The 22963-nt window shown below is 53.5% G+C and carries 18 protein-coding genes; 14 read left to right on the plus strand and 4 right to left on the minus strand.

Annotation, left to right across the window (positions count from 1 at the left end):
• Window positions 1-276 precede the first annotated feature (276 nt).
• The 3 genes from EPIR_RS03825 to rlmM all read left to right on the plus strand — a co-directional run bounded on the left by EPIR_RS03825 (window position 277) and on the right by rlmM (window position 2767).
• On the plus strand, window positions 277-1194 hold the full coding sequence (locus EPIR_RS03825) for a transcriptional regulator GcvA (protein ID WP_023653985.1): 918 nt from the start codon (window positions 277-279) through the stop codon (window positions 1192-1194).
• An 84-nt stretch (window positions 1195-1278) separates the two neighbouring features.
• A complete protein-coding gene (locus EPIR_RS03830) occupies window positions 1279-1674 on the plus strand; it encodes a DUF423 domain-containing protein (RefSeq protein WP_048696881.1) in 396 nt (131 codons plus the stop codon).
• The gene (rlmM, locus tag EPIR_RS03835; protein ID WP_023653987.1) at window positions 1667-2767 is read left to right on the plus strand and encodes a 23S rRNA (cytidine(2498)-2'-O)-methyltransferase RlmM; all 1101 of its coding nucleotides are present in this window, start codon (window positions 1667-1669) and stop codon (window positions 2765-2767) included. The genes EPIR_RS03830 and rlmM overlap by 8 nt, the downstream gene beginning before the upstream one ends.
• Window positions 2768-2833: 66 nt before the next feature.
• On the opposite strand, the gene xni is transcribed toward rlmM, so the two are convergent.
• From xni to queF, 3 genes are all read right to left on the minus strand, one after another.
• Window positions 2834-3589, minus strand: a complete 756-nt coding sequence (gene xni / locus EPIR_RS03840) for a flap endonuclease Xni (protein ID WP_023653988.1) — start codon at window positions 3587-3589, stop codon at window positions 2834-2836.
• A 32-nt stretch (window positions 3590-3621) separates the two neighbouring features.
• Entirely contained in the window at window positions 3622-4986 is a 1365-nt protein-coding gene (ppnN, locus tag EPIR_RS03845; protein ID WP_048696884.1) for a nucleotide 5'-monophosphate nucleosidase PpnN, read from the minus strand.
• A 147-nt stretch (window positions 4987-5133) separates the two neighbouring features.
• Complete coding sequence (queF, locus tag EPIR_RS03850) at window positions 5134-5979, minus strand: NADPH-dependent 7-cyano-7-deazaguanine reductase QueF (RefSeq protein ID WP_023653990.1); 846 nt, start codon at window positions 5977-5979, stop codon at window positions 5134-5136.
• A 118-nt stretch (window positions 5980-6097) separates the two neighbouring features.
• On the opposite strand from queF, the gene syd reads away from it, so the two are divergent.
• The 5 genes from syd to EPIR_RS03875 all read left to right on the plus strand — a co-directional run bounded on the left by syd (window position 6098) and on the right by EPIR_RS03875 (window position 10191).
• Window positions 6098-6658, plus strand: coding sequence for a SecY-interacting protein (gene syd / locus EPIR_RS03855; RefSeq protein ID WP_023653991.1), 561 nt, complete (start codon window positions 6098-6100; stop codon window positions 6656-6658).
• A gap of 724 nt (window positions 6659-7382) precedes the next feature.
• Complete coding sequence (locus EPIR_RS03860; RefSeq protein ID WP_023653992.1) at window positions 7383-7706, plus strand: YqcC family protein; 324 nt, start codon at window positions 7383-7385, stop codon at window positions 7704-7706.
• Window positions 7706-8473: a tRNA pseudouridine(65) synthase TruC gene (gene truC / locus EPIR_RS03865; RefSeq protein WP_023653993.1), complete on the plus strand. Its 768-nt coding sequence runs from the start codon at window positions 7706-7708 to the stop codon at window positions 8471-8473. The genes EPIR_RS03860 and truC overlap by 1 nt, the downstream gene beginning before the upstream one ends.
• Before the next feature lie 21 nt (window positions 8474-8494).
• Complete coding sequence (locus tag EPIR_RS03870; RefSeq protein WP_023653994.1) at window positions 8495-8944, plus strand: flavodoxin; 450 nt, start codon at window positions 8495-8497, stop codon at window positions 8942-8944.
• Between the two features lie 107 nt (window positions 8945-9051).
• Window positions 9052-10191, plus strand: coding sequence for a glycerate kinase (locus EPIR_RS03875; RefSeq protein WP_023653995.1), 1140 nt, complete (start codon window positions 9052-9054; stop codon window positions 10189-10191).
• Window positions 10192-10246: 55 nt separating this feature from the next.
• On the opposite strand, the gene barA is transcribed toward EPIR_RS03875, so the two are convergent.
• Complete coding sequence (barA, locus tag EPIR_RS03880; protein ID WP_048696887.1) at window positions 10247-12976, minus strand: two-component sensor histidine kinase BarA; 2730 nt, start codon at window positions 12974-12976, stop codon at window positions 10247-10249.
• Between the two features lie 141 nt (window positions 12977-13117).
• Between barA and rlmD the strand changes: the two genes are divergently transcribed.
• The 6 genes from rlmD (at window position 13118) to EPIR_RS03910 (ending at window position 22822) form a co-directional block, all read left to right on the plus strand.
• The gene (gene rlmD, locus EPIR_RS03885; protein WP_023653998.1) at window positions 13118-14434 is read left to right on the plus strand and encodes a 23S rRNA (uracil(1939)-C(5))-methyltransferase RlmD; all 1317 of its coding nucleotides are present in this window, start codon (window positions 13118-13120) and stop codon (window positions 14432-14434) included.
• A 32-nt stretch (window positions 14435-14466) separates the two neighbouring features.
• Window positions 14467-16701: a GTP diphosphokinase gene (gene relA, locus EPIR_RS03890; protein ID WP_023653999.1), complete on the plus strand. Its 2235-nt coding sequence runs from the start codon at window positions 14467-14469 to the stop codon at window positions 16699-16701.
• Window positions 16702-16741: 40 nt separating this feature from the next.
• On the plus strand, window positions 16742-17518 hold the full coding sequence (gene mazG, locus EPIR_RS03895) for a nucleoside triphosphate pyrophosphohydrolase (RefSeq protein WP_193387532.1): 777 nt from the start codon (window positions 16742-16744) through the stop codon (window positions 17516-17518).
• Window positions 17519-17716: 198 nt separating this feature from the next.
• Complete coding sequence (gene pyrG, locus EPIR_RS03900; protein WP_023654001.1) at window positions 17717-19354, plus strand: glutamine hydrolyzing CTP synthase; 1638 nt, start codon at window positions 17717-17719, stop codon at window positions 19352-19354.
• Window positions 19355-19434: 80 nt separating this feature from the next.
• Window positions 19435-20730, plus strand: coding sequence for a phosphopyruvate hydratase (eno, locus tag EPIR_RS03905; protein WP_023654002.1), 1296 nt, complete (start codon window positions 19435-19437; stop codon window positions 20728-20730).
• 205 nt (window positions 20731-20935) lie between these two features.
• Window positions 20936-22822 carry an acyltransferase family protein gene (locus EPIR_RS03910; protein ID WP_023654003.1) on the plus strand — a complete coding sequence of 629 codons (1887 nt, stop codon included), beginning with the start codon at window positions 20936-20938 and terminating at the stop codon, window positions 22820-22822.
• The last annotated feature ends 141 nt before the right edge of the window (window positions 22823-22963 follow it).

Consider the following 22963-nt stretch of genomic DNA (forward strand, 5'->3'; position numbering starts at 1 on the left):
TACAGGAAAAAAGGCAGCCAAAGCTACCAGACCTGAAAATCGTCAGGTCAATTGCAAACACAACATCACGACCACAAGCCAAAAGCACCCCAAAATTCCGTGAGTTAACACCCAATTTCGCTGCGCTTTTCGTTCCGGCTCTGGAAGTGGCGCAACTATAGGTATTTGCTGGCGGTTCCTCAACGGACAATTTATAATGTCTCGGATAAAAAAAACTAATGTCTGGCGCTGCATTGCAGGGTCATTTATGGACGCGACGAAAAGTACTCCTCTGCCATGTCTAAACGTTTGCCACCTCTGAATGCGCTGCGGGTATTTGATGCCGCCGCACGTCATCTTAGTTTTACCAAAGCTGCCGAAGAACTGTTCGTGACTCAGGCCGCCGTCAGTCATCAAATTAAGTCGCTGGAGGACTTCCTCGGCCTGAAACTGTTTCGCCGCCGCAATCGTTCGCTGCTGCTGACAGAAGAGGGGCAAAGCTATTATCTCGATATTAAAGAGATTTTCAGCGCATTAAACGACGCGACGCGCAAGCTACAGGCGCGCAGTGCAAAAGGGGCATTGACCGTCAGTTTGCTGCCGAGTTTCGCCATTCAATGGCTGGTGCCGAGGCTCACCAGCTTTAATTCAGCTTATCCGGGGATTGATGTACGCATCCAGGCTGTTGACCGCGATGAGGAGAAGCTGGCGGACGATGTCGACGTGGCTATTTTTTATGGTCGCGGTAACTGGCCCGGTTTGAGAGTAGAAAAATTGTATGCGGAATATCTGCTGCCGGTGTGTTCACCCCTGCTGCTAACTGGCGCACATCCTCTGCTCGCGCCATCCGCGCTGACTCATCACACCTTATTGCATGATGCTTCACGCCGTGACTGGCAGTCATATACTCGCCAGCTTGGTCTCAACAGTATTAATGTGCAGCACGGGCCGATTTTCAGCCACAGTGCGATGGTGCTTCAGGCCGCGATCCACGGCCAGGGCGTGGCGCTGGCAAACAATGTGATGGCGCAAAGTGAGATCGAAGCCGGTCGGCTGGTATGCCCGTTTAACGATGTGCTTGTCAGTAAAAATGCTTTTTATCTGGTTTGTCATGACAGTCAGGCAGAACTGGGTAAAATAGCCGCCTTTCGTCAGTGGATCCTGGCGAAAGCGGCCAGCGAACAAGAAAAATTTCGCTTTCGCTACCAAAGTTAAGTGAATTCCGGCGTGATGAATCCGTCGGTAACAGATACGAATGGCAGGGGGAAATGGCCTCATGCCTTGACAGAGGATGGCGAGATGTCCAGTCGTGCAATGTTGATTTTTTGTTCCCTGAGTGGCTTTTTCTACGTCGTGCTGGGGGCTTTTGGTGCTCACGTCTTGAGTCAGTCATTGGGTAGCGCAGAAATAGCCTGGATTAAAACCGGGCTGGAGTATCAGGCCTTTCATACCTTGGCCATATTGGGTATGGCAGCAGCGATGCTGTGCCGGGCGAATATCTGGTTTTACTGGAGCAGCGCGTTACTGGCGCTCGGAACGGTGCTGTTCAGCGGTAGCCTTTACTGTCTGGCGCTGTCACACCTGAAAATGTGGGTTTATATCACTCCGATCGGCGGCACCTGCTTCCTTATCGGCTGGGTTTTAATGTTGGTTGGCGCACTGCGTCTGAAAAAAAGGGCAGAACGCCATGAATAAAATTTTGTTGTATTGCCGTCAGGGTTTTGAAAAAGAGTGTGCGGCGGAAATTACCGCAAAGGCCGCCGAACGTGAGATTTTCGGCTTTGCGCGTGTCAAAGAAGATTCCGCCTATGTGCTGTTTGAGTGTTATCAACAGGGAGAGGCAGAAAAACTGCTGTCTGAACTCCCCTTCAGTGAGCTGATCTTCTCGCGTCAGATGATTGTCGTGGGCGAACTGCTGCGCGATTTGCCGCCCACCGATCGCATCACTCCGCTGGTGGGAATGTTGACCGGCGTGGTTGAAAAGGGCGGCGACCTCCGCGTGGAAGTACCCGATACCAACGCCAGCAAGGAACTGCTGAAGTTTTGTCGCAAATTCACCGTACCGCTACGCGCCAGCCTGCGAAAAGACGGTATTCTGCTGAACTATGAAAGCGCTAAGCGCCCGGTGGTACACGTCTTCTTTATCGCTTCTGGCTGCTGCTACGTGGGATATTCTCTGCCTTCAAACAATTCGGCACTGTTTATGGGCATCCCACGGCTTAAATTCCCCTCGGATGCCCCAAGCCGTTCGACCCTCAAGCTGGAAGAAGCATTCCACGTCTTTATTCCTGCCGATGAGTGGGATGAGCGCCTTGCCAGCGGTATGTGGGCAGTTGATTTGGGAGCCTGTCCCGGCGGCTGGACTTATCAGCTGGTGCAGCGCAGCATGATGGTTAACGCAGTGGATAATGGCCCGATGGCACCGAGCCTGATGGATACCGGGCAGGTATTCCACCAGCGCGAAGACGGATTCAAATACCGCCCGACGCGCAACAATAACTACTGGGTGGTCTGCGATATGGTGGAAAAACCGGTACGCGTGGCGAATCTGATGGCTGACTGGCTGGTCAATGGCTGGTGTCGGGAGGCGATTTTTAACCTCAAGCTGCCGATGAAGAAACGCTATGAGGAAGTGGCGCAGAATCTGGCGATGATCCACGAAAAGCTGGCAGGAAATGGCATTAACGTTCAGATTCAGGCGCGCCAGCTGTATCACGATCGTGAAGAGGTGACGGTACATATTCGCCGCATCTGGAGCGCCACGCCGGGCCGTCGCGACGAAAGATAAACCTCACTTCAAAGGGCAAACTTCCGTTCGGGTTTGCCCTTTGAATTGTCAGTGCTGACTAAGACGTCAGCACGGCTCAAGTCGTAATTCTTTTAAATTCCCTTTCAACACCAGATCCGTTTTTAATGTCGCAACCTGTTTGCAGATCGTGGCCATTTGCTGATGTTCAATCAGCTTTTTTCGCCATTTTTCAGGTACCTGCTCCAGATCCTGGTAAATTGCCGCCAGGCCACCAAACTGTTGCAATAGCTGTGCGGCACTTTTGCCGCCGATGCCCGCCACGCCAGGGATCTTGCTGCTGCTGATACCCGCCAATCCCCAGTAATCGGTGAGCTGCGCTGGCGCTACACCAAATGTATTGCTGATAAAGAGCATGTCCAGCCAGCGTTTTTGGAAGTAGTCACGGATTTGAACCCTGGGGGCCAATAGCTGGCAGTAGCCTTTATCCGTAGAGACGATCGTCGCCTGATGGCCCGCAGCCGCGACTTTGCTGGCCAGGGTGGCGGCCAAATCGTCGGCTTCATCGCCGCTGGCGTGCCAGCTTTTTACGCCAATGCTGGCAAAGGCGTTACGTAACTGCGGCATCTCTTCGCACAGCGTGTCCGGCATCGGCGAGCGCCCGGCCTTATAGTCCGGCAGCAGACGATGTCGCCAGCTGTCGCTGCGCTGCTCATCGTCAAATACCGCGACCGCGTGAGTCGGACGGGTGTGCAGCAGCAGTTGCTGCACCGCATGTATGCAGGCTTCCTGACACGGGGAGCCCTGTACGGCATGAATGCGCCGAATCAGATTTAGCGCATCAACGATCAGCAGATGTATCATCAGATAATCCCGGGCGGCCTACAGGCCGCCTTCTATTTAATGATCTCATAGCAGGGAATATAAGCGCTGCCCGGCAGCTTCATACGATGCTGTGCGACAAATCCTTGCAGTAGATCGTCCATACGGCGCATGATTTCCGGGTTACCATGCAGCTTATAAGGCCCTTTCTCTTTGATGGCTTTAATGCCCACATCTTTTACGTTACCGGCGACAATACCTGAAAACGCACGACGCAGCGCGGCCGCAAGCTGTTCGGCCGGCTGATCCGGCGACAGGTTGAGGTTTGCCATATTTTCGTGGCTGGGCATAAACGGCATCTGTAGGTCGGGCGCAATACGCAGCGCCCAGTTGAAGCTGTAAGCATCGCCCGTTTCACGGCGATACTCTTTTACCGCTGGCATCGCTTTTTTCATCAGGCGCGCCACCTCCGGCGCATCATCAATAATAATGGTGTAGTGCTTACGCGCTTCATCACCCAGCGTAGCGACGATAAATTCGTCCAGTACGCGGAAGTAGTCGGCGCTTTCCTGCGGGCCGGTGAGGATGAGCGGTAATACCTGGTCGCGGTTATGGGGATTCATCAGTATCCCCAGCAGATAGAGCAGCTCTTCAGCCGTTCCGACACCGCCAGGGAAGATAATGATGCCGTGCGCGATGCGCACGAAGGCTTCCAGTCGCTTTTCAATATCGGGCATGATGATCAGCTCGTTAACCAGCGGGTTAGGCGGTTCAGCGGCGATAATCGAGGGTTCGGTCAGACCAATAAAGCGGCCTTCTTTATAACGCTGCTGGGCGTGGCCCACCGCAGCCCCTTTCATTGGCGCTTCCATGACGCCAGGCCCACATCCGGTACAGATGTTCAGCTCACGCAGACCCAACTGGGATCCGACGTTACGGCAATACTGGTATTCAACGGCGTTAATCGAGTGACCGCCCCAGCACACCACGGTATTCGGCTCTTCTCCTATATGCAGCGCACGCGCATTACGCAATATGGAGAACACCAGGTTAGTGATATGCACCGGTTCGACGATTTGCTGATGCTGGAAGCGTCCGGCGTTATCAATCTGTCCGTTGACGAACAGGATATCGCGCAGCACGGCAAACAGGTTAGCCTGTAGGGAACGAATAATACGCCCGTCGACAAAAGCCTCTTCAGGCGGATTGATCAGTTCAAGTTTGACGCCGCGCTCACGTCGCAGCACGTTGATATCGAAGTTTTCAAAGCGTAAAAGCAGTTCCTGGCTACTGTCAGTTTGACTGCCAGAGTTAAGTACGGCGAGCGAACAGTTACGGAACAGCTGATAAAGATCGCTGCTCGCCGTACGTTTCAGCATGTCGACTTCCAGTTGGGAAAGCAGATCCATTGAGCCGAGTGGGCTGATTTGTGTAATCAAGTGATCTCCGTTACACCCGCCTGGGTGTGTCATAACTCCGTGACTTCGCTATCACGGAGATAATATATATCCCTGGGCCGCGTCAGGTTGCGGCCTGTGTTCAGATTAGCCTTTACCGTGGATAAATAACACCTGGCTGAGCCGTCTTTACTGGCGTACCAGCCGCGAGTGCCCGGGCGTGAAGTGCGTGTTGCTGCGCCACGGATTGATATCAAGCCCACCGCGACGCGTATAACGGGCATAAACGCTCAGGCTTTCCGGCCGGCAGTAGCGCAGAATATCGCTGAAAATGCGTTCTACGCACTGCTCGTGGAACTCATTATGCTGACGGAAAGACACCAGATAACGCAGCAGTGCCTCGCGCTGTATGCGTGGCCCGCGATAACTAATTTGCACTGTTCCCCAGTCCGGCTGGTTGGTTATCAGGCAGTTGGATTTTAGCAGGTGGCTGACTAACTGTTCTTCAACGATTTCATCACCCACGGCGTCGTGCAGATAACCGGCGTTAAATTCATAGTTGTCGATGACAATATCCTGCTCATCAATGCAGTAACCGTCGAAATGACCCACTGGCTGGCCTTCAATTTCATGCAGGCGGTACAGCGCAACGCTAACCTCACCTTCTGCACAAGCACTCAGGTCTCGCTCAAGGATTTGGCGCACCTCACCCCAGTCGGCAAATTTGGTCTGATTAAAACTGTTCAGATACAGCTTGAAGCTCTTGGACTCGATCAGATTGATACTACTGGCATCCAAGATCACTTCGCCGACGGCCACCTGTGGAACCCCCTTGCCATTGAGCCAGGAGAGTTCGTACATTGTCCAGATATCTGCTCCGCCGAACGGCAAACTCTCGGGATAAAGGCCCAAGGGTTCACGATTCAGACTACGAGGTACCGCCTGCAACAGAGCCGGCTGATAAGTATCGTGATATTCTGTGGGTTGCCCCAGGGTCAGTCCTTTCAGAGCATGGTGATTGTCATAAGTAGACATGGCATTCCCTAACGTTGTAGTGCCTGCTGAGGCAGGCGTTGTGACAAATTCGTCAGCCCACGATGAGTTCAGGCTACAATAGAGTGTTAGTGTAACCCAGTCAGTTAAGAGTAAAAAAATGATTGATGAAACTTCTCAGGCACTACGCGACTTTAGTCAGCGGTATTGCGATCTCTGGCAGCAGAAAAGCGGCCATGCTCCCGCCAGTCAGGATCATCATGGTCTTCCTTCACCCTGCGTGATGGAGACACACGAAGATGAAGTCTGGTGGCAGCCACAGCCGTTTACACTGGCCGCCAATCTTGATGCCGTTGAGCGGGCGCTGGATATTCGCCTACAGCCAGCGGTCACCGCATTCTATACCTCACAGTTTGCCGGAGATATGACAGCAACGTTGGCCGGACAGTCGATGTCTCTGGTACAGGTCTGGAGTGAAGATGATTTTATTCGTGTACAGGAAAACCTGATTGCTCACCTGGTGATGAAACGTCGTCTTAAACAATCGCCAACGCTGTTTATCGCCACCACTGACTCCGAACTGGAGGTGGTGTCGGTATGTAATATGAGTGGAGAAGTCATTCTTGAGCAGTTAGGCACGAAAAAGCGTCAGGTTATTGCCTCATCAATTGAGAGTCTTCTTATTGCTTTACAGCCTCTTATCATTGATCGCTCGAATTAGCCCCCGCGTCTTGTGAGAGATCTCTTACAAAATCTGTAAGAGATCGCTTGTTATTGTGCAGATATCATCAGAGCTTAACCATTAAATATGATTTATATCATCTGTTTAGCATATAGTTTATCACTAAAGACGATTAAATCGATTAAATAACCGTCTCAAGCATCTTGTTTGCTTATGTTATTCAGGCACAATAGGCCCCGTTGCAAAGGAGTCGCATAAGATGAGATTAACATCAGGATGATGTGCTCATCGGACCCATCGGGATGATGTATCAGGGACAGGATTCGGGATGGAGCAGAGGATCCCTCAGGAAGAGGTAATGGACACCTCCAGGATGGAGAAGTGCGCCGGGTAGGATATTCGGCCGTTACGGACGATAACAGGATCACTATCAGGACGATAGATCAGGGACAGGCTTCTGGATGAAGCGCAGGAGACCTCAGGAAGAGGTAATGGACACCTCCAGGATGGAGAATGTGAGCCGTACAGGACTGTAGGCGTTCAGGGATGTCAAAGGATTAGCGTCAGGAAGATGTTTGCTCAGGAGAGTGTAGGAATAGTTTTCAAGGATGAGCAGGGAGCATAAAGGTAGCAGGATTGCTGCGAACGAACCGGGGGCACTGTGCAAACAGTGCCCCTTTTTTTTGTCGATACTTTTCCCAGAGCCCGGTGCGAATGATATGCTTTGCGCTCTTTTTACCCCAAATGATTTAAGAGGTTTCCAATGAGCCGCGAACAGCAGGTTCAGCAACGATTGCTGGCGATAGAATCGTTACTCAAACAGGCCGGATTATGGCAATACGTCGCCCCTGTCAGCGAAGCCTTCACCAGTACTGAACCTTTCTGCCTTGATACCATGACGCCCTTACAGTGGCTACAGTGGATACTGCTGCCAAGAATGCAGGCGCTGTTGGACGCGGGCGCACCGCTGCCGGTGTCGATGGCCCTTGCTCCCTACTATGAAGTCGCGTTGGAAGGAGAGATCCCTGAACGCGCACAGCTGCTGCACCTGCTGAATGAGTTTGACCAGCTGTTTGAGTCGCCATAATGCTGGAGATTATCTATCAGGATCGCTGGCTGGTAGCGGTCAATAAACCGTCTGGCATGCTGGTGCATCGCAGCTGGCTCGATCGGCATGAAACCGTGTTTGCCATGCAGACGGTGCGCGATCAGATTGGTCAGCATGTCTTTACCGTTCATCGTCTCGATCGTCCGACTTCCGGCGTGCTGCTGATGGCGCTGTCAAGTGAGGTTGCTCGTCTTCTGTCGCAGCAGTTTGAGCTGCATCAATTGCAAAAAACCTATCATGCGGTGGTGCGCGGCTGGCTGGTGGGGGCAGAAACGCTTGATTATCCACTGTCGGAAGAATTGGATAAAATTGCGGATAAATTCAGTCAGCCGGAAAAAGCCCCGCAGCCAGCGGTAACGCACTGGCGTGGTATCGCTACCGCTGAATTGCCGGTTGCGGTCGGGCGTTATGAGACCTCGCGCTATTCATTAGTGGAGATGTTGCCTGAATCCGGACGAAAACATCAGCTTCGCCGCCATATGACCCACTTGCGTCATCCCATTATTGGCGACAGTGCTCACGGTGATTTAAAGCAGAACCGTTCTGCCGCGGCTCACTTTGGTATGGATCGCCTGATGCTGCATGCCAGTGAACTCAGTCTGACGCATCCCGTGACCGCCGAGCCGCTGCAATTGCGCGCCGGGTTAGATGCGGTCTGGCAGAAGATAATCAATCAGTTTGATTGGCGGGCGAGTTTGCCTGAAGTGATGCGCACCGGGCTGGTGCAGGACGTTCCACAAAATTAAGTATGAGTAATGGAGAAGATGATGGCTGAAGTAGGCATTTTTGTTGGCACCGTTTATGGAAACGCGCTGTTAGTCGCTGAAGAAGCTGAACCTTTGCTAACGCAGGCGGGCCACAAAGTCACAATTTTTGACGATCCGACCCTGGAAGAGTGGCAGCGTTATGCGGATAAAGTGGTGCTGGTCGTCACCTCCACCACCGGTCATGGCGATCTGCCGGACTGCATTGTCCCGCTGTATCAGTCTGTTAAAGATAAGCTGGGCTATCAGCCCGGGCTGCGCTATGGCATTATCGCGCTTGGCGACAGTAGCTATGACAATTTCTGTGGCGGTGGCAAAACGTTTGACGCGCTGTTATCTGAACAGAGTGCGGTACGCGTGGGCGAAATGCTGTTGGTGGATGCGAGCGAACACCCGGAACCTGAAGAGGTCACCTCGCCGTGGATCGAGCAGTGGGCTAAACTTTTAGGCTAAAGGGCCGACAGGAGCGGACTTTTTACCGGTTCGCCGCCTGTTATGCACACGGTTAAAAAGGTCACTCCTGGGGCATTTGATTCATCACCTTGCACCCGGGACAACCAATGAAAATTGTTATCGCTCCTGATTCTTACAAAGAAAGCCTCTCTGCCTTACAGGTCGCCACCCAGATTGAACTGGGCTTCCGCGATATTTTTCCCGATGCGCAATATATCAAACTGCCTGTTGCAGACGGCGGCGAAGGGACGGTTGACGCTATGGTCGCTGCGACTGGCGGGAAAATCATCCCTTTGCAAGCCACCGGGCCGCTGGGAAATACCGTTGATGCATTCTACGGCCTGTCCGGCGACGGGCAGTGCGCCATTATTGAAATGGCGGCTGCCAGCGGGCTGGAGGGGGTACCTGCCGCACAGCGGGATGTGATGACCGCGACCAGCTGGGGAACCGGAGAACTGATGCGTGATGCGCTGGATAAGGGCGTCAAACGGATGATTATCGGCATGGGTGGCAGTGCGACCAATGACGGTGGGGCGGGGATGATTCAGGCATTGGGCGCGAAGCTGCTGGACCAGCAGGGCAAGCGCATTGGCTATGGCGGTGCTGAACTGACAAGGCTGGCTTCTATCGATCTCAGCGGATTCGATAGCCGAATTGCTGATTGCCAGATTGACGTTGCCTGCGACGTGTCCAATCCGTTGACCGGCGAGCAGGGGGCATCCGCCGTGTTTGGCCCACAAAAAGGGGCCACGCCACAACAGGTCGTAAAGCTGGATCATGCGCTGAAGCACTTCGCGGCGCTGATCCTGCGAGAGATGCACTGCGATGTGTTGACCCTTGCGGGGGGAGGGGCTGCGGGTGGTATGGGAGCCGGGCTTTATGCCTTCTGTCGTGCCACGCTGCGTCCGGGGATTGATATTGTTACTGAAGCGCTCGGACTGGATCTCCTGGTGCGGGATGCCTCGCTGGTGATCACCGGAGAAGGGCGCATCGACAGCCAGACCATTCAGGGTAAAGTGCCTGTGGGAGTGGCGCGGGTGGCAAAACGGTATCATAAGCCGGTGATCGCCATTGCCGGAAGCCTCTCCCGCGATGTGGGCGTGGTGCATCAGCACGGGCTGGACGCGGTATTCAGCGTGATTTACCGCATCTGTAGCCTGGATGATGCGCTCCAGGAAGCCGCTGAAAATGTGCGTATGACGGCGCGTAACGTTGCCGCTACCCTCAATATCGGGCGGCAAATATAATCGGCAGGGGCGATATCATCGCGTTATTTATCCTGTCGTGGTCTCACTGCTGTCGTTACCGTTTCAGCCGTTCCTTAGCTAGTCGCGCCACATTGTGCATTTCGTCCAGCAGCTCCAGCAGCTCGGGTTCTGACGCCGTGATATCGTCACTGTGGCGTAGATTTTTTTCCAGCTGCAGACAGAGCTGTTTCATGCGTGGCACGCCGCTATAACTGGCACTGCCGTGTAGTTTATGAATGATATCGCACAGTGCCCCGGCGTTGTTATCTGCCGTATGCTGCTCCACCAGCTTTTCTACCTCGGGCAAAAAGTCGACCAGCATCTGCAAAAGATCGTGCGCCAGATCGGGCTTATTCGCGGCCTGGCGCAGTGCCATCGCCCAGTCGAGAGAGGCCGGAACCTCCACCACTGGCGGCAGTACATGCTGCCCGGTTGATGAATAACGGGCCAGCAGGTGGCTAAGCCTCTGCTCATCGATAGGCTTGGCGAGATAGTCATTCATCCCCGCTTTCATCAGCTGCTCGCGTTCGCCGTCCATTGCATGAGCGGTGACGGCAACAATCGGGGTATTCGCATGTTGTGGCATTTCGCGGATCAATTCACTGGCGCGGATGCCATCAATATCAGGCATTTGAATATCCATCAGAATGATATCGAGATGCTGCTGCCGCGCCTGCACAATCGCCGCTTCACCACTGCCGCACAGGACAATATCGACCACCAGTTCTTCCAGCAGCGCACCGATAAGTTTAAGGTTCGCCGGATTATCATCCACCGCCATCACCCGCAGTGGCAGAAGCGTGCGTTCTGGCTGTGGCAGCATATCGCGTCGATGGTGGTGATCGACCAGAACCGGCAGCAGGCGCGTCATGGACAGGGGTTTAATCAGGCAGGCGGTCACGCCACGCGCTTTCAATTCTTCCGCATATATCTGCATCTGGAAGGGCAGAGCAATGATCACGCTGTTGGCGCGTTGCAACATCGGCGCGAGCTGTTCTTCGCCAATCTCAAGGTTTTGCCTCTGCACCACCGGCAGCCCCATCAGCAGTACATCGTAGTGGTCTTCCGCCAGCTCATCGAGTGAGGGACTGTAACTCACCCTCATTGGGGTGGCATTGAGCATCTCCAATACCGCTTTTGCCGCCGCTGCGTTAGGTTCAATGTAAGCCAGATGCTGATTTTCGATACAATCCATGATGCTCGGATCGCTGGCGGCGTTAGGGTTAAGTGCCAGGTTAACATGGAACCAGAAGGTTGAACCGCGATGCAGTCGGCTGTGGAATGAGATTTCGCCGCCCATCTCATTAACCAGCTTTTGGGTGATCACCAGCCCCAGTCCGGTGCCGCCGTGACGGCGTGAAATGCTGGCATCCGCCTGGCGGAATGCCTGGAACAGCTGCGACTGCTGTTTGTCAGATATGCCGATGCCCGTGTCATGGATCTGCACTTCCAACTCCATGCGGTTATTGCTCAATGCGCGCTTTTCCACACGAATATCGATATTGCCAGATTCGGTAAACTTAATGGCATTACCCAGCAGATTAACGATGATCTGCTGCATGCGCATCGGATCGCCAATGGCATTATCCGGCACATCACTCTGAATATTCAGCGTGAGCTCCAGCCCTTTCTCATGCGCGGACTGTGCCAGTAACACCACCACTTCATCCAGGGTGGCACGCAGCGGGAACGGAATGGTTTCCAGCACCAGCTTTCCGGCTTCCAGCTTAGAGAAATCCAGCACGTCATTGATAATGCCCAGCAGATTATTGGCCGAGCGCTCAATGGTATGCAAATAGTCGCGCTGGGTTGAGTTGAGAGTGGTCTTCAGCGTCTGGCGGGTAAAGCCGATCACTCCGTTGAGGGGAGTGCGTAATTCGTGGGACATATTCGCCAGGAATTCTGACTTGATACGCGCCGCTTCCTGGGCGCGTCGCTTCGCCAGATCCAGCTCAACATTCTGAATTTCCATCTGTTCCAGCGTTTCACGCAGATCTGAGGTGGCCTGATCGATATTCTGCTGCATCTCTTCGTGGTAGGCGGTGAGCGACATGGCCATCGAATTGATACCGTTTTTCAACACGTCAAGTTCGCCCAGCATGTAGCCTTCCACACGGCTGTCGAGCTGCCCACGGCGGATGCGGTCAACGGTACTCACCATATTGCGGATGGGCCAGGTAACGTCACGCATCAAACGATAAGCAAACAGCATCGCGATACACAGACATAGCAGCAGCAGTAGCGTAGAGATAAACACCTCTTTGTACTGCTGCAGTCTGACCGATTGCAGATCCAGCTCAATCGCAACATAACCAAGCGGATTACCGGTTGGTTTGGCATCCTGATCGGGTGATTCATCCGGATAATAGCTTTCAGAAAGAATTGGAGTGCGCAGGATGACGGAATTACCATAACGCAGTTTCATGGTTTGCCTGGTTAAGGGCGTGTTATCCGGCAGGCGCAGCAGGTCCGGAGCCTGATGATAATTCGAGGTAACGAAAAGCTGATTATGGTCGTCAAAAACTGAAATAGCCCGCACAATACCCGAGTGGCGGCGATGTAGCAGGCTAACTAACTGGCGTACTGATTCACGGCTGTGAAAGGTCATGCCGTACTCGCTGGAAACGGCCAGCGGTTCGATAATATTGATCCCGGCATCCGTCAACTGGCCCTGTAATTCGTTGTAGCGGTTAACAACAAAAAAAGTGGAAAGCAGCAGGCCGATCATCAAGGTCGGTGCCAGAATCAAAATCATCATGCGCGCCCGCAGGCTGTATTTGGTCATCATATTCCCTGTGTGCGACAGTGCGCGGTGCCGTCCATTTGGCATTGTGTCCTTAAAAGGTCGAATTATGACTGACGTTATGTCAGGCTACGCCCGTTTTTTTACCATCATCATATTTACTTTTCGAGAACGAAAAAAATAATGGCGCAATTCTACTCTGCAAAAAGGCGCGTGACGACCCGCCAGACAATTACCGTAACCGTCCATGAGCTGGACAGCTTTGGTCAGGGCGTGGCGCACCATAATGGCAAGGCGCTGTTCGTACAGGGAGCACTGCCTGACGAAGTCGCCGAAGTGAGCATCACTGAAGACAAACGCCATTTTTCACGCGGAGTAGCAAAACGCATCATTACCGCCAGCCCGCATCGTGTCGAACCCCGTTGCCCTCATTATAGCCACTGTGGCGGCTGCCAGCAGCAGCATGCCTCCCCGGCTCTGCAACAAATCGGTAAAGCCAAAGCGCTAAGCCGTCTGTTGTCAAAGTCGTGCGGCGAGGCGGTGGAAGTGGACGATATTATCGCCGCCCAGCCGTGGGGCTATCGCCGACGCGCGCGCCTCGGGCTTAGCTTCCAGCCGAAAAGCCAGAGCTTACAGATGGGATTTCGTGAGAAATCCTCCAGTGAACTGGTCAATATTTCGCAATGCCCTATATTAAAACCCGAGCTTAACGCATTGCTCCGGCCACTTCATGCGGTGCTGAGCAGCCTGCAGGCGGTTCGTCGCCTCGGTCACGTCGAGCTGGTACAGGCAGATAACGGGCCACTGCTGGTGTTACGCCATCTGGATGCGCTAACGGCGGAGGATCGACAAAAACTGGTACAGTTTTCGCATAAGTATCGGCTGTCATTATTTCTGGCCGCAGAAAGCGACACGCTGGAGCAGGTTAGCGGCGGGATGCCGCATTACCAGTCCCACGATCTGACCCTGACGTTCAGCCCGCGTGACTTTATTCAGGTTAATGATGACGTTAACCAGCAAATGGTCGCGCGTGCGCTGGCGTGGCTTGACCTGCAACCAGAAGACCGTGTGCTGGATCTGTTCTGTGGAATGGGAAACTTTACGCTGCCAATGGGGAAAATGGCTAAAAATGTTGTGGGAGTGGAGGGCGTTGCAGCATTAGTGGCCAAGGCTGGGTATAATGCAGAATTAAATCGTCTTAATAATGTGACGTTCTGGCAGCATAATCTTGAAGAGGATGTCAGCCGTCAGCCGTGGGCGGCGCAGGGATTCAATAAAGTATTACTTGATCCAGCGCGTGCCGGTGCAGCGGGAGTGATGGCGCATATCATTAAGATTGCGCCGCAACGGGTGGTCTATGTTTCCTGTAACCCCACGACGCTTGCCCGCGATAGTGAGATTTTGCTTACGTCCGGCTACCAGTTAGAAAGGGTAACGATGCTTGATATGTTTCCCCATACCGGGCACCTGGAATCTATGGTGCTGTTTAGCCGAAAATAAGTTCCTGAAAGGGGACGATGCCTGGAGAGCATATGGTTGCGGTAAGAAGTGCGCATCTTAATACGGCTGGCGAGTTTGCACTCGATCAATGGATCGCCGGGCTGGGGATCTCTAACCCGCAGTCATGTGAACGACTGGCCGATACCTGGCGCTATTGTGACACGGCGACAAAAAATCATCCCGATGCATCCCTGCTGCTGTGGCGCGGCGTTGAGATGGTGGAAATCCTCTCCATGCTCAGCATGGATAATGAGACGTTAAGCGCCGCCCTGCTTTTCCCGCTGGCCAATGCCAACGTGGTCACTGAAGAGGTGCTCGAAGCGCAGTTTGGTAAACCGATCGTCTCGCTGGTCCACGGCGTGCGCGACATGGATGCCATTCGCCAGTTAAAAGCCACGCATAATGATTCGATGGCCTCCGAGCAGGTTGATAACGTGCGCCGTATGCTGCTGGCGATGGTGGAAGATTTTCGCTGCGTGGTGATCAAGCTGGCGGAACGTATCGCCCACCTGCGAGAAGTGAAAGATGCGCCGGAAGATGAGCGCGTGCTGGCGGCGAAAGAGTGTACCAATATCTATGCGCCGCTGGCGAACCGCCTCGGGATTGGCCAGCTCAAATGGGAGCTGGAGGATTTCTGCTTCCGCTACCTGCACCCGGAAGAGTACAAACGCATCGCCAAACTGCTGCACGAGCGGCGCATCGATCGTGAAGATTATATCGATACCTTTGTGCAATCACTGCGCACTGAAATCATTAAAGAGGGCGTAAAGGCCGAGGTGTATGGCCGCCCGAAACATATCTATAGCATCTGGCGCAAGATGCAGAAAAAGTCGCTGGCTTTCGATGAGCTGTTTGACGTGCGTGCGGTACGTATCGTTGCTGAACGTTTGCAGGACTGCTATGGCGCACTGGGTATCGTACATACGCTTTACCGCCATTTGCCGAACGAGTTTGACGACTACGTTGCCAATCCCAAACCCAACGGCTACCAGTCGATCCACACCGTGGTGCTGGGGCCGAAAGGCAAAACCGTCGAGATCCAGATCCGCACTCGCCAGATGCATGAAGATGCGGAACTGGGCGTTGCCGCGCACTGGAAGTATAAGGAAGGGGGCGTGGGCGGCAGCGCACGCGGCGCATCCGGCCATGAAGAGCGCATTGCCTGGCTGCGTAAGCTGATCACCTGGCAGGAAGAGATGGCGGACTCCGGTGAGATGCTCGACGAAGTACGCAGTCAGGTATTCGACGATCGGGTTTATGTCTTTACGCCGAAAGGGGATGTGGTCGATCTGCCTGCCGGTTCGACGCCGCTTGATTTCGCCTACCATATCCACAGTGATATTGGTCACCGCTGCATCGGGGCAAAAATTGGCGGGCGCATTGTGCCCTTTACCTATCAGCTGCAAATGGGCGATCAGATCGACATCATCACCCAGAAGCAGCCCAATCCAAGCCGCGACTGGCTGAACCCTAACCTCGGCTATGTCACCACCAGCCGTGGGCGCTCAAAGATCCACGCATGGTTCCGCAAGCAGGACCGCGACAAAAATATTATTGCCGGTCGGCAGATCCTCGACAACGAACTGAGTCATCTGGATATCAGCGTCAAAGAGGCAGAGAAAGTGCTGCTACCGCGCTATAACTACAACTCGCTGGACGAACTGCTGGCGGCGATTGGCGGCGGCGATGTGCGTCTGAATCAGATGAGTAACTTCCTCCAGTCGAAGCTGCATAAGCTGAGCGCCGAAGAGGAAGATCGCGAGGCGCTGCGCCAGCTGACGCAGAAAACGTCCAATAGCGTGCCGCGTAGCAAAGAGAGTGGGCGCGTGGTGGTCGAGGGCGTTGGCAATCTGATGCATCATATTGCACGCTGCTGCCAGCCGATACCCGGTGACGACATCACCGGCTTTATCACCCAGGGGCGCGGTATTTCCATTCACCGCGCTGACTGTGACCAGCTGGCCGACCTGATATCACACGCGCCAGAACGCATCGTCGATGCCGTGTGGGGAGAAACCTATTCCAGCGGCTATTCGCTGGTGGTGCGTGTGACCGCGAACGACCGCAGCGGTCTGCTGCGCGATATCACCACTATTCTGGCCAATGAAAAGGTCAATGTGCTCGGTGTTTCCAGCCACAGCGATACCAAAAAGCAGCTGGCAACCATTGATATGGATATTGAAATTTACAATCAGCAGGTACTGAGCCGGGTATTGGCGCGTCTGAATCAGGTGCCCGATATCATTGACGCCAGGCGTCTGCATTAACCCGTCTGACCGAATAAAAACGACCTGAATGGATAACACTATGACTTCTCTCGATCGCCTGCTGGGCATCATGAAAATCCTGCGCGACCCGGAAAACGGCTGTCCGTGGGATCGCCAGCAGACTTTTGCTTCCATTGCGCCCTATACGCTGGAAGAAGCCTATGAAGCGATTGACGCCATCAATCGTGCTGATTATGACGATCTGCGCGGCGAACTGGGTGACCTGCTTTTCCAGGTGGTGTTTTACGCCCAGATGGCCCAGGAGCAGGGGCATTTCAACTTTGATGATATTTGCCAGACTATCAGCGATAAGCTGGAGCGTCGCCATCCGCATATCTTTGCCAGCGCGCAGGATAGCGATCGGGCGCAGAGCGACTGGGAAACCATCAAAAGCGCCGAGCGTGCAGAGAAAGCACAGCACTCGGCGCTCGATGATATTCCCCATGCGCTACCGGCCCTGATGCGCGCCCATAAAATCCAGAAACGCTGTAGCAGCGTGGGCTTTGACTGGGATACCCTCGGGCCGGTGTTGGATAAAGTGCATGAAGAGATTGATGAAGTGATGCACGAAGCGCAGCAGGCGGTAATCGACCGCGACAAGCTGGAAGAGGAAATTGGCGATTTGCTGTTTGCCACGGTCAATCTGTCGCGTCATCTCGGCAGTAAAGCGGAAACTGCCTTGCAAAAGGCCAATCTCAAGTTTGAACGTCGCTTCCGCCAGGTTGAGCAGATCATTGCCGCACAGGGCTTGCAGATGCAGCAGGCGAGCTTGGATCAAATGGAAGCCGCATGGCAAATCGTCAAATCGCAGGAATAGTTAGCTGACACGATTCAACAAAAGTGTGACGCACGTCAACCTCCTGCGGCCAACATTCAGGTAATCTCATGCGGTAAATACGGTGGGACGCACACAACTGGAAACGATTAATTGTCGGCCCCGGGGGTTTCGGGTATACTATTTTCCCGTCTTGGTTATTCATTCCATCGTCTTTAAACCTACATTCTCAGGTTCAGCATGACAACGAACTATATATTTGTGACCGGCGGGGTCGTTTCCTCTCTGGGTAAAGGCATTGCCGCAGCCTCCCTGGCTGCCATCCTTGAAGCACGTGGTCTTAAAGTGACCATCATGAAGCTGGACCCGTACATCAACGTGGACCCGGGCACTATGAGCCCGACGCAACACGGTGAAGTTTTTGTCACCGATGATGGCGCGGAAACCGATCTGGATCTCGGTCACTACGAGCGCTTTATCCGTACCCGGATGAGCCGCCGTAACAACTTCACCACTGGCCGTATCTACTCCGAAGTGCTGCGCAAAGAGCGTCGCGGTGACTATCTCGGCGCGACCATTCAGGTGATCCCACACATTACCAATGCCATCAAAGAGCGCATCATCGAAGGTGGCGAAGGCCATGATGTGGTGCTGGTGGAAATCGGCGGTACCGTCGGCGATATCGAATCCCTGCCGTTCCTGGAAGCCATCCGTCAGATGGCGGTTGACGTGGGCCGTGAGCACACCATGTATATGCACCTGACGCTGGTGCCGTATATGGCGGCGGCGGGCGAGGTCAAAACGAAACCGACTCAACATTCAGTCAAAGAGCTGCTGTCAATTGGGATTCAGCCCGACGTGCTGATCTGCCGTTCCGATCGTGCGGTGCCGGCTAACGAACGGGCGAAAATCGCGCTGTTCTGCAACGTGCCGGAAAAAGCGGTGATCTCGCTGAAAGACGTTGACTCCATCTACAAAATCCCAGGCATGCTGAAATCGCAGGGCTTGGATGACTATATATGTAAGCGCTTCCACCTGGATGCACCTGAAGCTAATCTGCAAGAGTGGGAGCAGGTCATTTATCAGGAAGCCAACCCGGGCGGCGAAGTTAACATCGGCATGGTGGGTAAATATGTCGAACTGCCGGATGCCTATAAGTCGGTGATTGAAGCCCTGAAGCATGGCGGTCTGAAAAACCGTGTGACGGTGAATATTAAACTTATCGATTCACAGGATGTCGAAACCCGTGGTGTGGAACTGCTGAAGGATTTGGATGCGATCCTGATCCCCGGCGGATTCGGCTACCGTGGCGTTGAAGGCAAGCTGATGACGGCGCAATATGCCCGTGAAAACAATATCCCTTATCTGGGCATCTGCCTGGGGATGCAGGTGGCGCTGATGGAATTTGCCCGTAACGTCGCGCATATGGAAGGGGCGAACTCCACGGAGTTTGTACCGGACTGTAAATACCCGGTGGTGGCGTTGATCACCGAATGGCGTGATGAAGAGGGTAACGTTGAGCAGCGTACCGAGCAGAGCGATTTGGGCGGCACCATGCGTCTGGGTAGCCAGCAGTGTCAGCTGACCGAGAACAGCCTTGTGCGCGAGATGTACGGCTCCGACACCATCGTTGAGCGCCACCGTCATCGTTATGAAGTCAACAACATGCTATTGAAGCAGATTGAAGCGGCAGGACTACGTGTGGCAGGTCGCTCCGGGGATGACCAGCTGGTTGAGATCGTTGAGATCCCAAATCACCCTTGGTTTGTTGCATGTCAGTTCCATCCGGAATTCACCTCAACACCTCGAGACGGTCACCCGCTGTTCAGCGGCTTTGTTAAGGCTGCTAGCGAGTACCAGAAGCGTTTGGCAAAATAAGTGTTTTCATAACCTGTTGAAACTGAAAAGTTTCAACAGGTGTGTCTAAGTTTAAGCTAACTTGTACTGAGGAAAAACTAATGTCCAAAATCGTTAAAGTCATCGGTCGCGAAATCATCGACTCTCGTGGAAATCCGACCGTTGAAGCAGAAGTTCATCTGGAAGGCGGTTTTGTCGGCCTGGCAGCTGCGCCATCAGGTGCTTCTACCGGTTCGCGCGAAGCGCTGGAACTGCGTGACGGTGACAAATCGCGTTTCCTGGGTAAAGGCGTAACCAAAGCGGTTGCTGCGGTTAACGGCCCTATCGCTGAAGCGGTCACCGGTAAAGATGCGAAAGACCAGGCTAACATCGATAAGGTCATGATCGATCTGGACGGTACTGAGAACAAATCTAAGTTTGGTGCTAACGCCATTCTGGCTGTTTCTCTGGCTGCTGCTAAGGCTGCCGCTGCCGCGAAAGGCATGCCGCTGTATGAGCACATCGCTGAACTGAACGGGACTCCGGGCAAATTCTCAATGCCACTGCCAATGATGAACATCATCAACGGTGGTGAGCACGCCGACAACAACGTCGACATTCAGGAATTCATGATCCAGCCTGTTGGCGCGAAAACCCTGAAAGAAGCGGTACGCATCGGTTCTGAAGTCTTCCACAACCTGGCGAAAGTGCTGAAGTCGAAAGGCATGAGCACCGCTGTCGGTGACGAAGGTGGCTACGCGCCTAACCTGGGTTCTAACGCCGAAGCGCTGGCGGTTATCGCTGAAGCGGTAAAAGCAGCAGGCTATGAGCTGGGCAAAGATGTGACCCTGGCGATGGACTGCGCAGCGTCTGAGTTCTACAAAGACGGTAAATATGTGCTGGCTGGCGAAGGCAATAAAGCCTTCTCTTCAGAAGAGTTCACTCACTTCCTGGAAGACCTGACCAAGCAGTACCCAATCGTTTCTATTGAAGACGGCCTGGACGAATCTGACTGGTCTGGTTTCGCTTACCAGACCAAAGTGCTGGGCGACAAAATCCAGCTGGTGGGCGACGATCTGTTCGTCACCAACACCAAGATCCTGAAAGAAGGTATCGATAAAGGCATCGCCAACTCCATTCTGATCAAATTCAACCAGATCGGTTCTCTGACCGAAACGCTGGCAGCGATCAAAATGGCGAAAGATGCGGGTTATACGGCGGTCATCTCTCACCGTTCAGGTGAAACTGAAGATGCGACTATCGCTGACCTGGCGGTAGGTACTGCGGCTGGCCAGATCAAAACCGGTTCTATGAGCCGTTCTGACCGTGTTGCTAAGTACAACCAGCTGATCCGTATTGAAGAAGCGCTGGGTAACCGTGCGCCATTCAACGGCCTGAAAGAAGTAAAAGGTCAGTAAGATGCTGATATCCTGAGCCCTAAGCGGCTGAGGTTTCTCTGAAAAGCCCTGTCTTCGGACGGGGCTTTTTTTTTCTTCTTTTATTATCAATAGATTACCTTGTTACCCTCCTCGGTGGGAATAATCCTAGTTAACGCTGGCATGACGTTTTCCCGTGTATTTTTGTGTAAATTGCCAGTAACTATTTGTGATTAGGATTGGATAAATGAAATATCGTGCTGATATCGACGGGCTGCGTGCGCTCGCCGTGCTGCCTGTCATTGCTTATCATATGGGGATAGGAGGCATCCCCGGTGGTTTTACCGGGGTGGATATCTTCTTTGTGATATCGGGCTATCTGATCTGCGGCATTATTTATCACAGTGCGCTTTCTGGTCACTTCTCTTATCTCGATTTCTATAAACGTCGCTGCCTGCGTATTCTGCCACCGCTGTTTGTGGTTCTGCTGGCAACGTTGCTTTTTGGCTATTACCATCTTCTCCCGGCACAATTTAACGATCTGAGCAACAGCGCCACGGCAGCGCTGCTTTCCGTCTCCAATATTTTTTTCTGGAAAACGACCGGTTACTTTGACGGGCCAGCCGAGCTGAAGCCGCTGCTACATACCTGGTCACTGGCCGTAGAAGAGCAGTTTTATATTATTTTTCCGATAGTGCTGCTGTTTGTGATACGGATTTTCCGCCGCCGCACCACCCAGGTCATGCTGCTTATCATTGTCGCGTCGCTGGCGTTAAGTATTTACGGCGTGACGCGCAAACCGACTTTCACCTTCTATATGTTACCGACCCGAGCCTGGGAGCTGGCGCTGGGTGGGATTATCGCGGTCGCTGGACTGGAGGCGAAAGCGGCGCGTTTAGGTCATGCTGTCAGACACGGCATCAGTCTCGTCGGGCTGGCGCTGATCCTTTATGGTTTACTGATGCTCAACACCGATATGCCATTCCCGGCGTGGAATGCGCTGTGGCCGTGCGTGGGGAGCTTCCTGATTATTCTTGCCGGCCAGCAGTCGGTGGTATCGCGCCTGCTGGCGCTGAAGCCGGTCGTTTATATCGGCATGATCTCTTACTGCCTGTATCTGTGGCACTGGCCGATTATCGTCTACGCCCGCATGTTCTTTAACTTTGCACCGGGAGTACGTGAAGCGGTGATTATCGCCTTAACCCTGGGGCTGGCGGTGGCGTCACGCTACCTGATTGAAATTCCGTTTCGTTACAAGCTGTCTTACGTGACCGCAGGCAGAACGGTGACCGCTGCCGTTATCGGGCTGGTGGTGATGGCCAGCGGCACCTTATATAAAGGCCATATCGATAACCATTCAGGACATTTCTCCCAGCAGGCCATCGCGCTTGCTCACTATGCTGAATACAGTAAGACGCCGGAATTCAACTATCAGTACCGCCGGGGTCAATGCTTTGTGGATGGTAAAAATGAGGAAGATAAGCCGTTCGATCGCACCTTCTGTCTGCAAACTTCAACGGTAGCGAAAAACTATGTGATGATCGGTGACAGTCATGCCGCCCATCTGTGGCGCGCTATCAGCCTTGCGGCAGGTAATGGCATTAACGTGATTCAGGCGACATCGGCAGGCTGTAAACCTCTCTCTCAACAGGCATTGCACAATCCGTGTACAAAACTGGTGGACTATATTTATGACGAGTGGCTTCCGCAGCATAAAGTGGATGGCATTATTCTTTCGGCCCGCTGGGCTGCGGAAGATATTGCCCCGCTGCGCGCCACGCTCGACCATCTTAAATCGCGTTCGAACAATATTATCGTGATGGGGCCGACCGTCGAGTACACCGAGGCGCTGCCAAATCTGCTGGCATATCAGACCGATGGGCGTAAAGATCTGGTCGCCTCTTCGGTTAAGCCCGATATCCATGACACCGATCTGAAGATGGCAGAGGCGATGTCCCGACAGGGAATACGCTATATTTCGGTCTGGTCGATTGTCTGTCCGGGCGGCTTCTGTCGCGGTTTAGCCTCTGACGGCCGACCTTTCTCCAACGACTATGGGCACTTTACTCTGAGCGGGTCAAAAGATGTCGCGCAACGTGCGGTGGCTCAGATGCATGATGACAACTTTATGTGACTAACGCAGAAAGGAGCATGGCAGGGGGCATACGTTCCCGGCATTGATGCTGGGGGGAAATGATTGCATTTCGCTAAGGTCAGACACAATCGCACGCTTTGTTTGGCCTTATCTGTGCAATCTGCCATAATTTGCGCCCGT

Source organism: Erwinia piriflorinigrans CFBP 5888, from assembly GCF_001050515.1.
In the GTDB taxonomy this organism is placed as follows: Bacteria; Pseudomonadota; Gammaproteobacteria; order Enterobacterales; family Enterobacteriaceae; genus Erwinia; species Erwinia piriflorinigrans.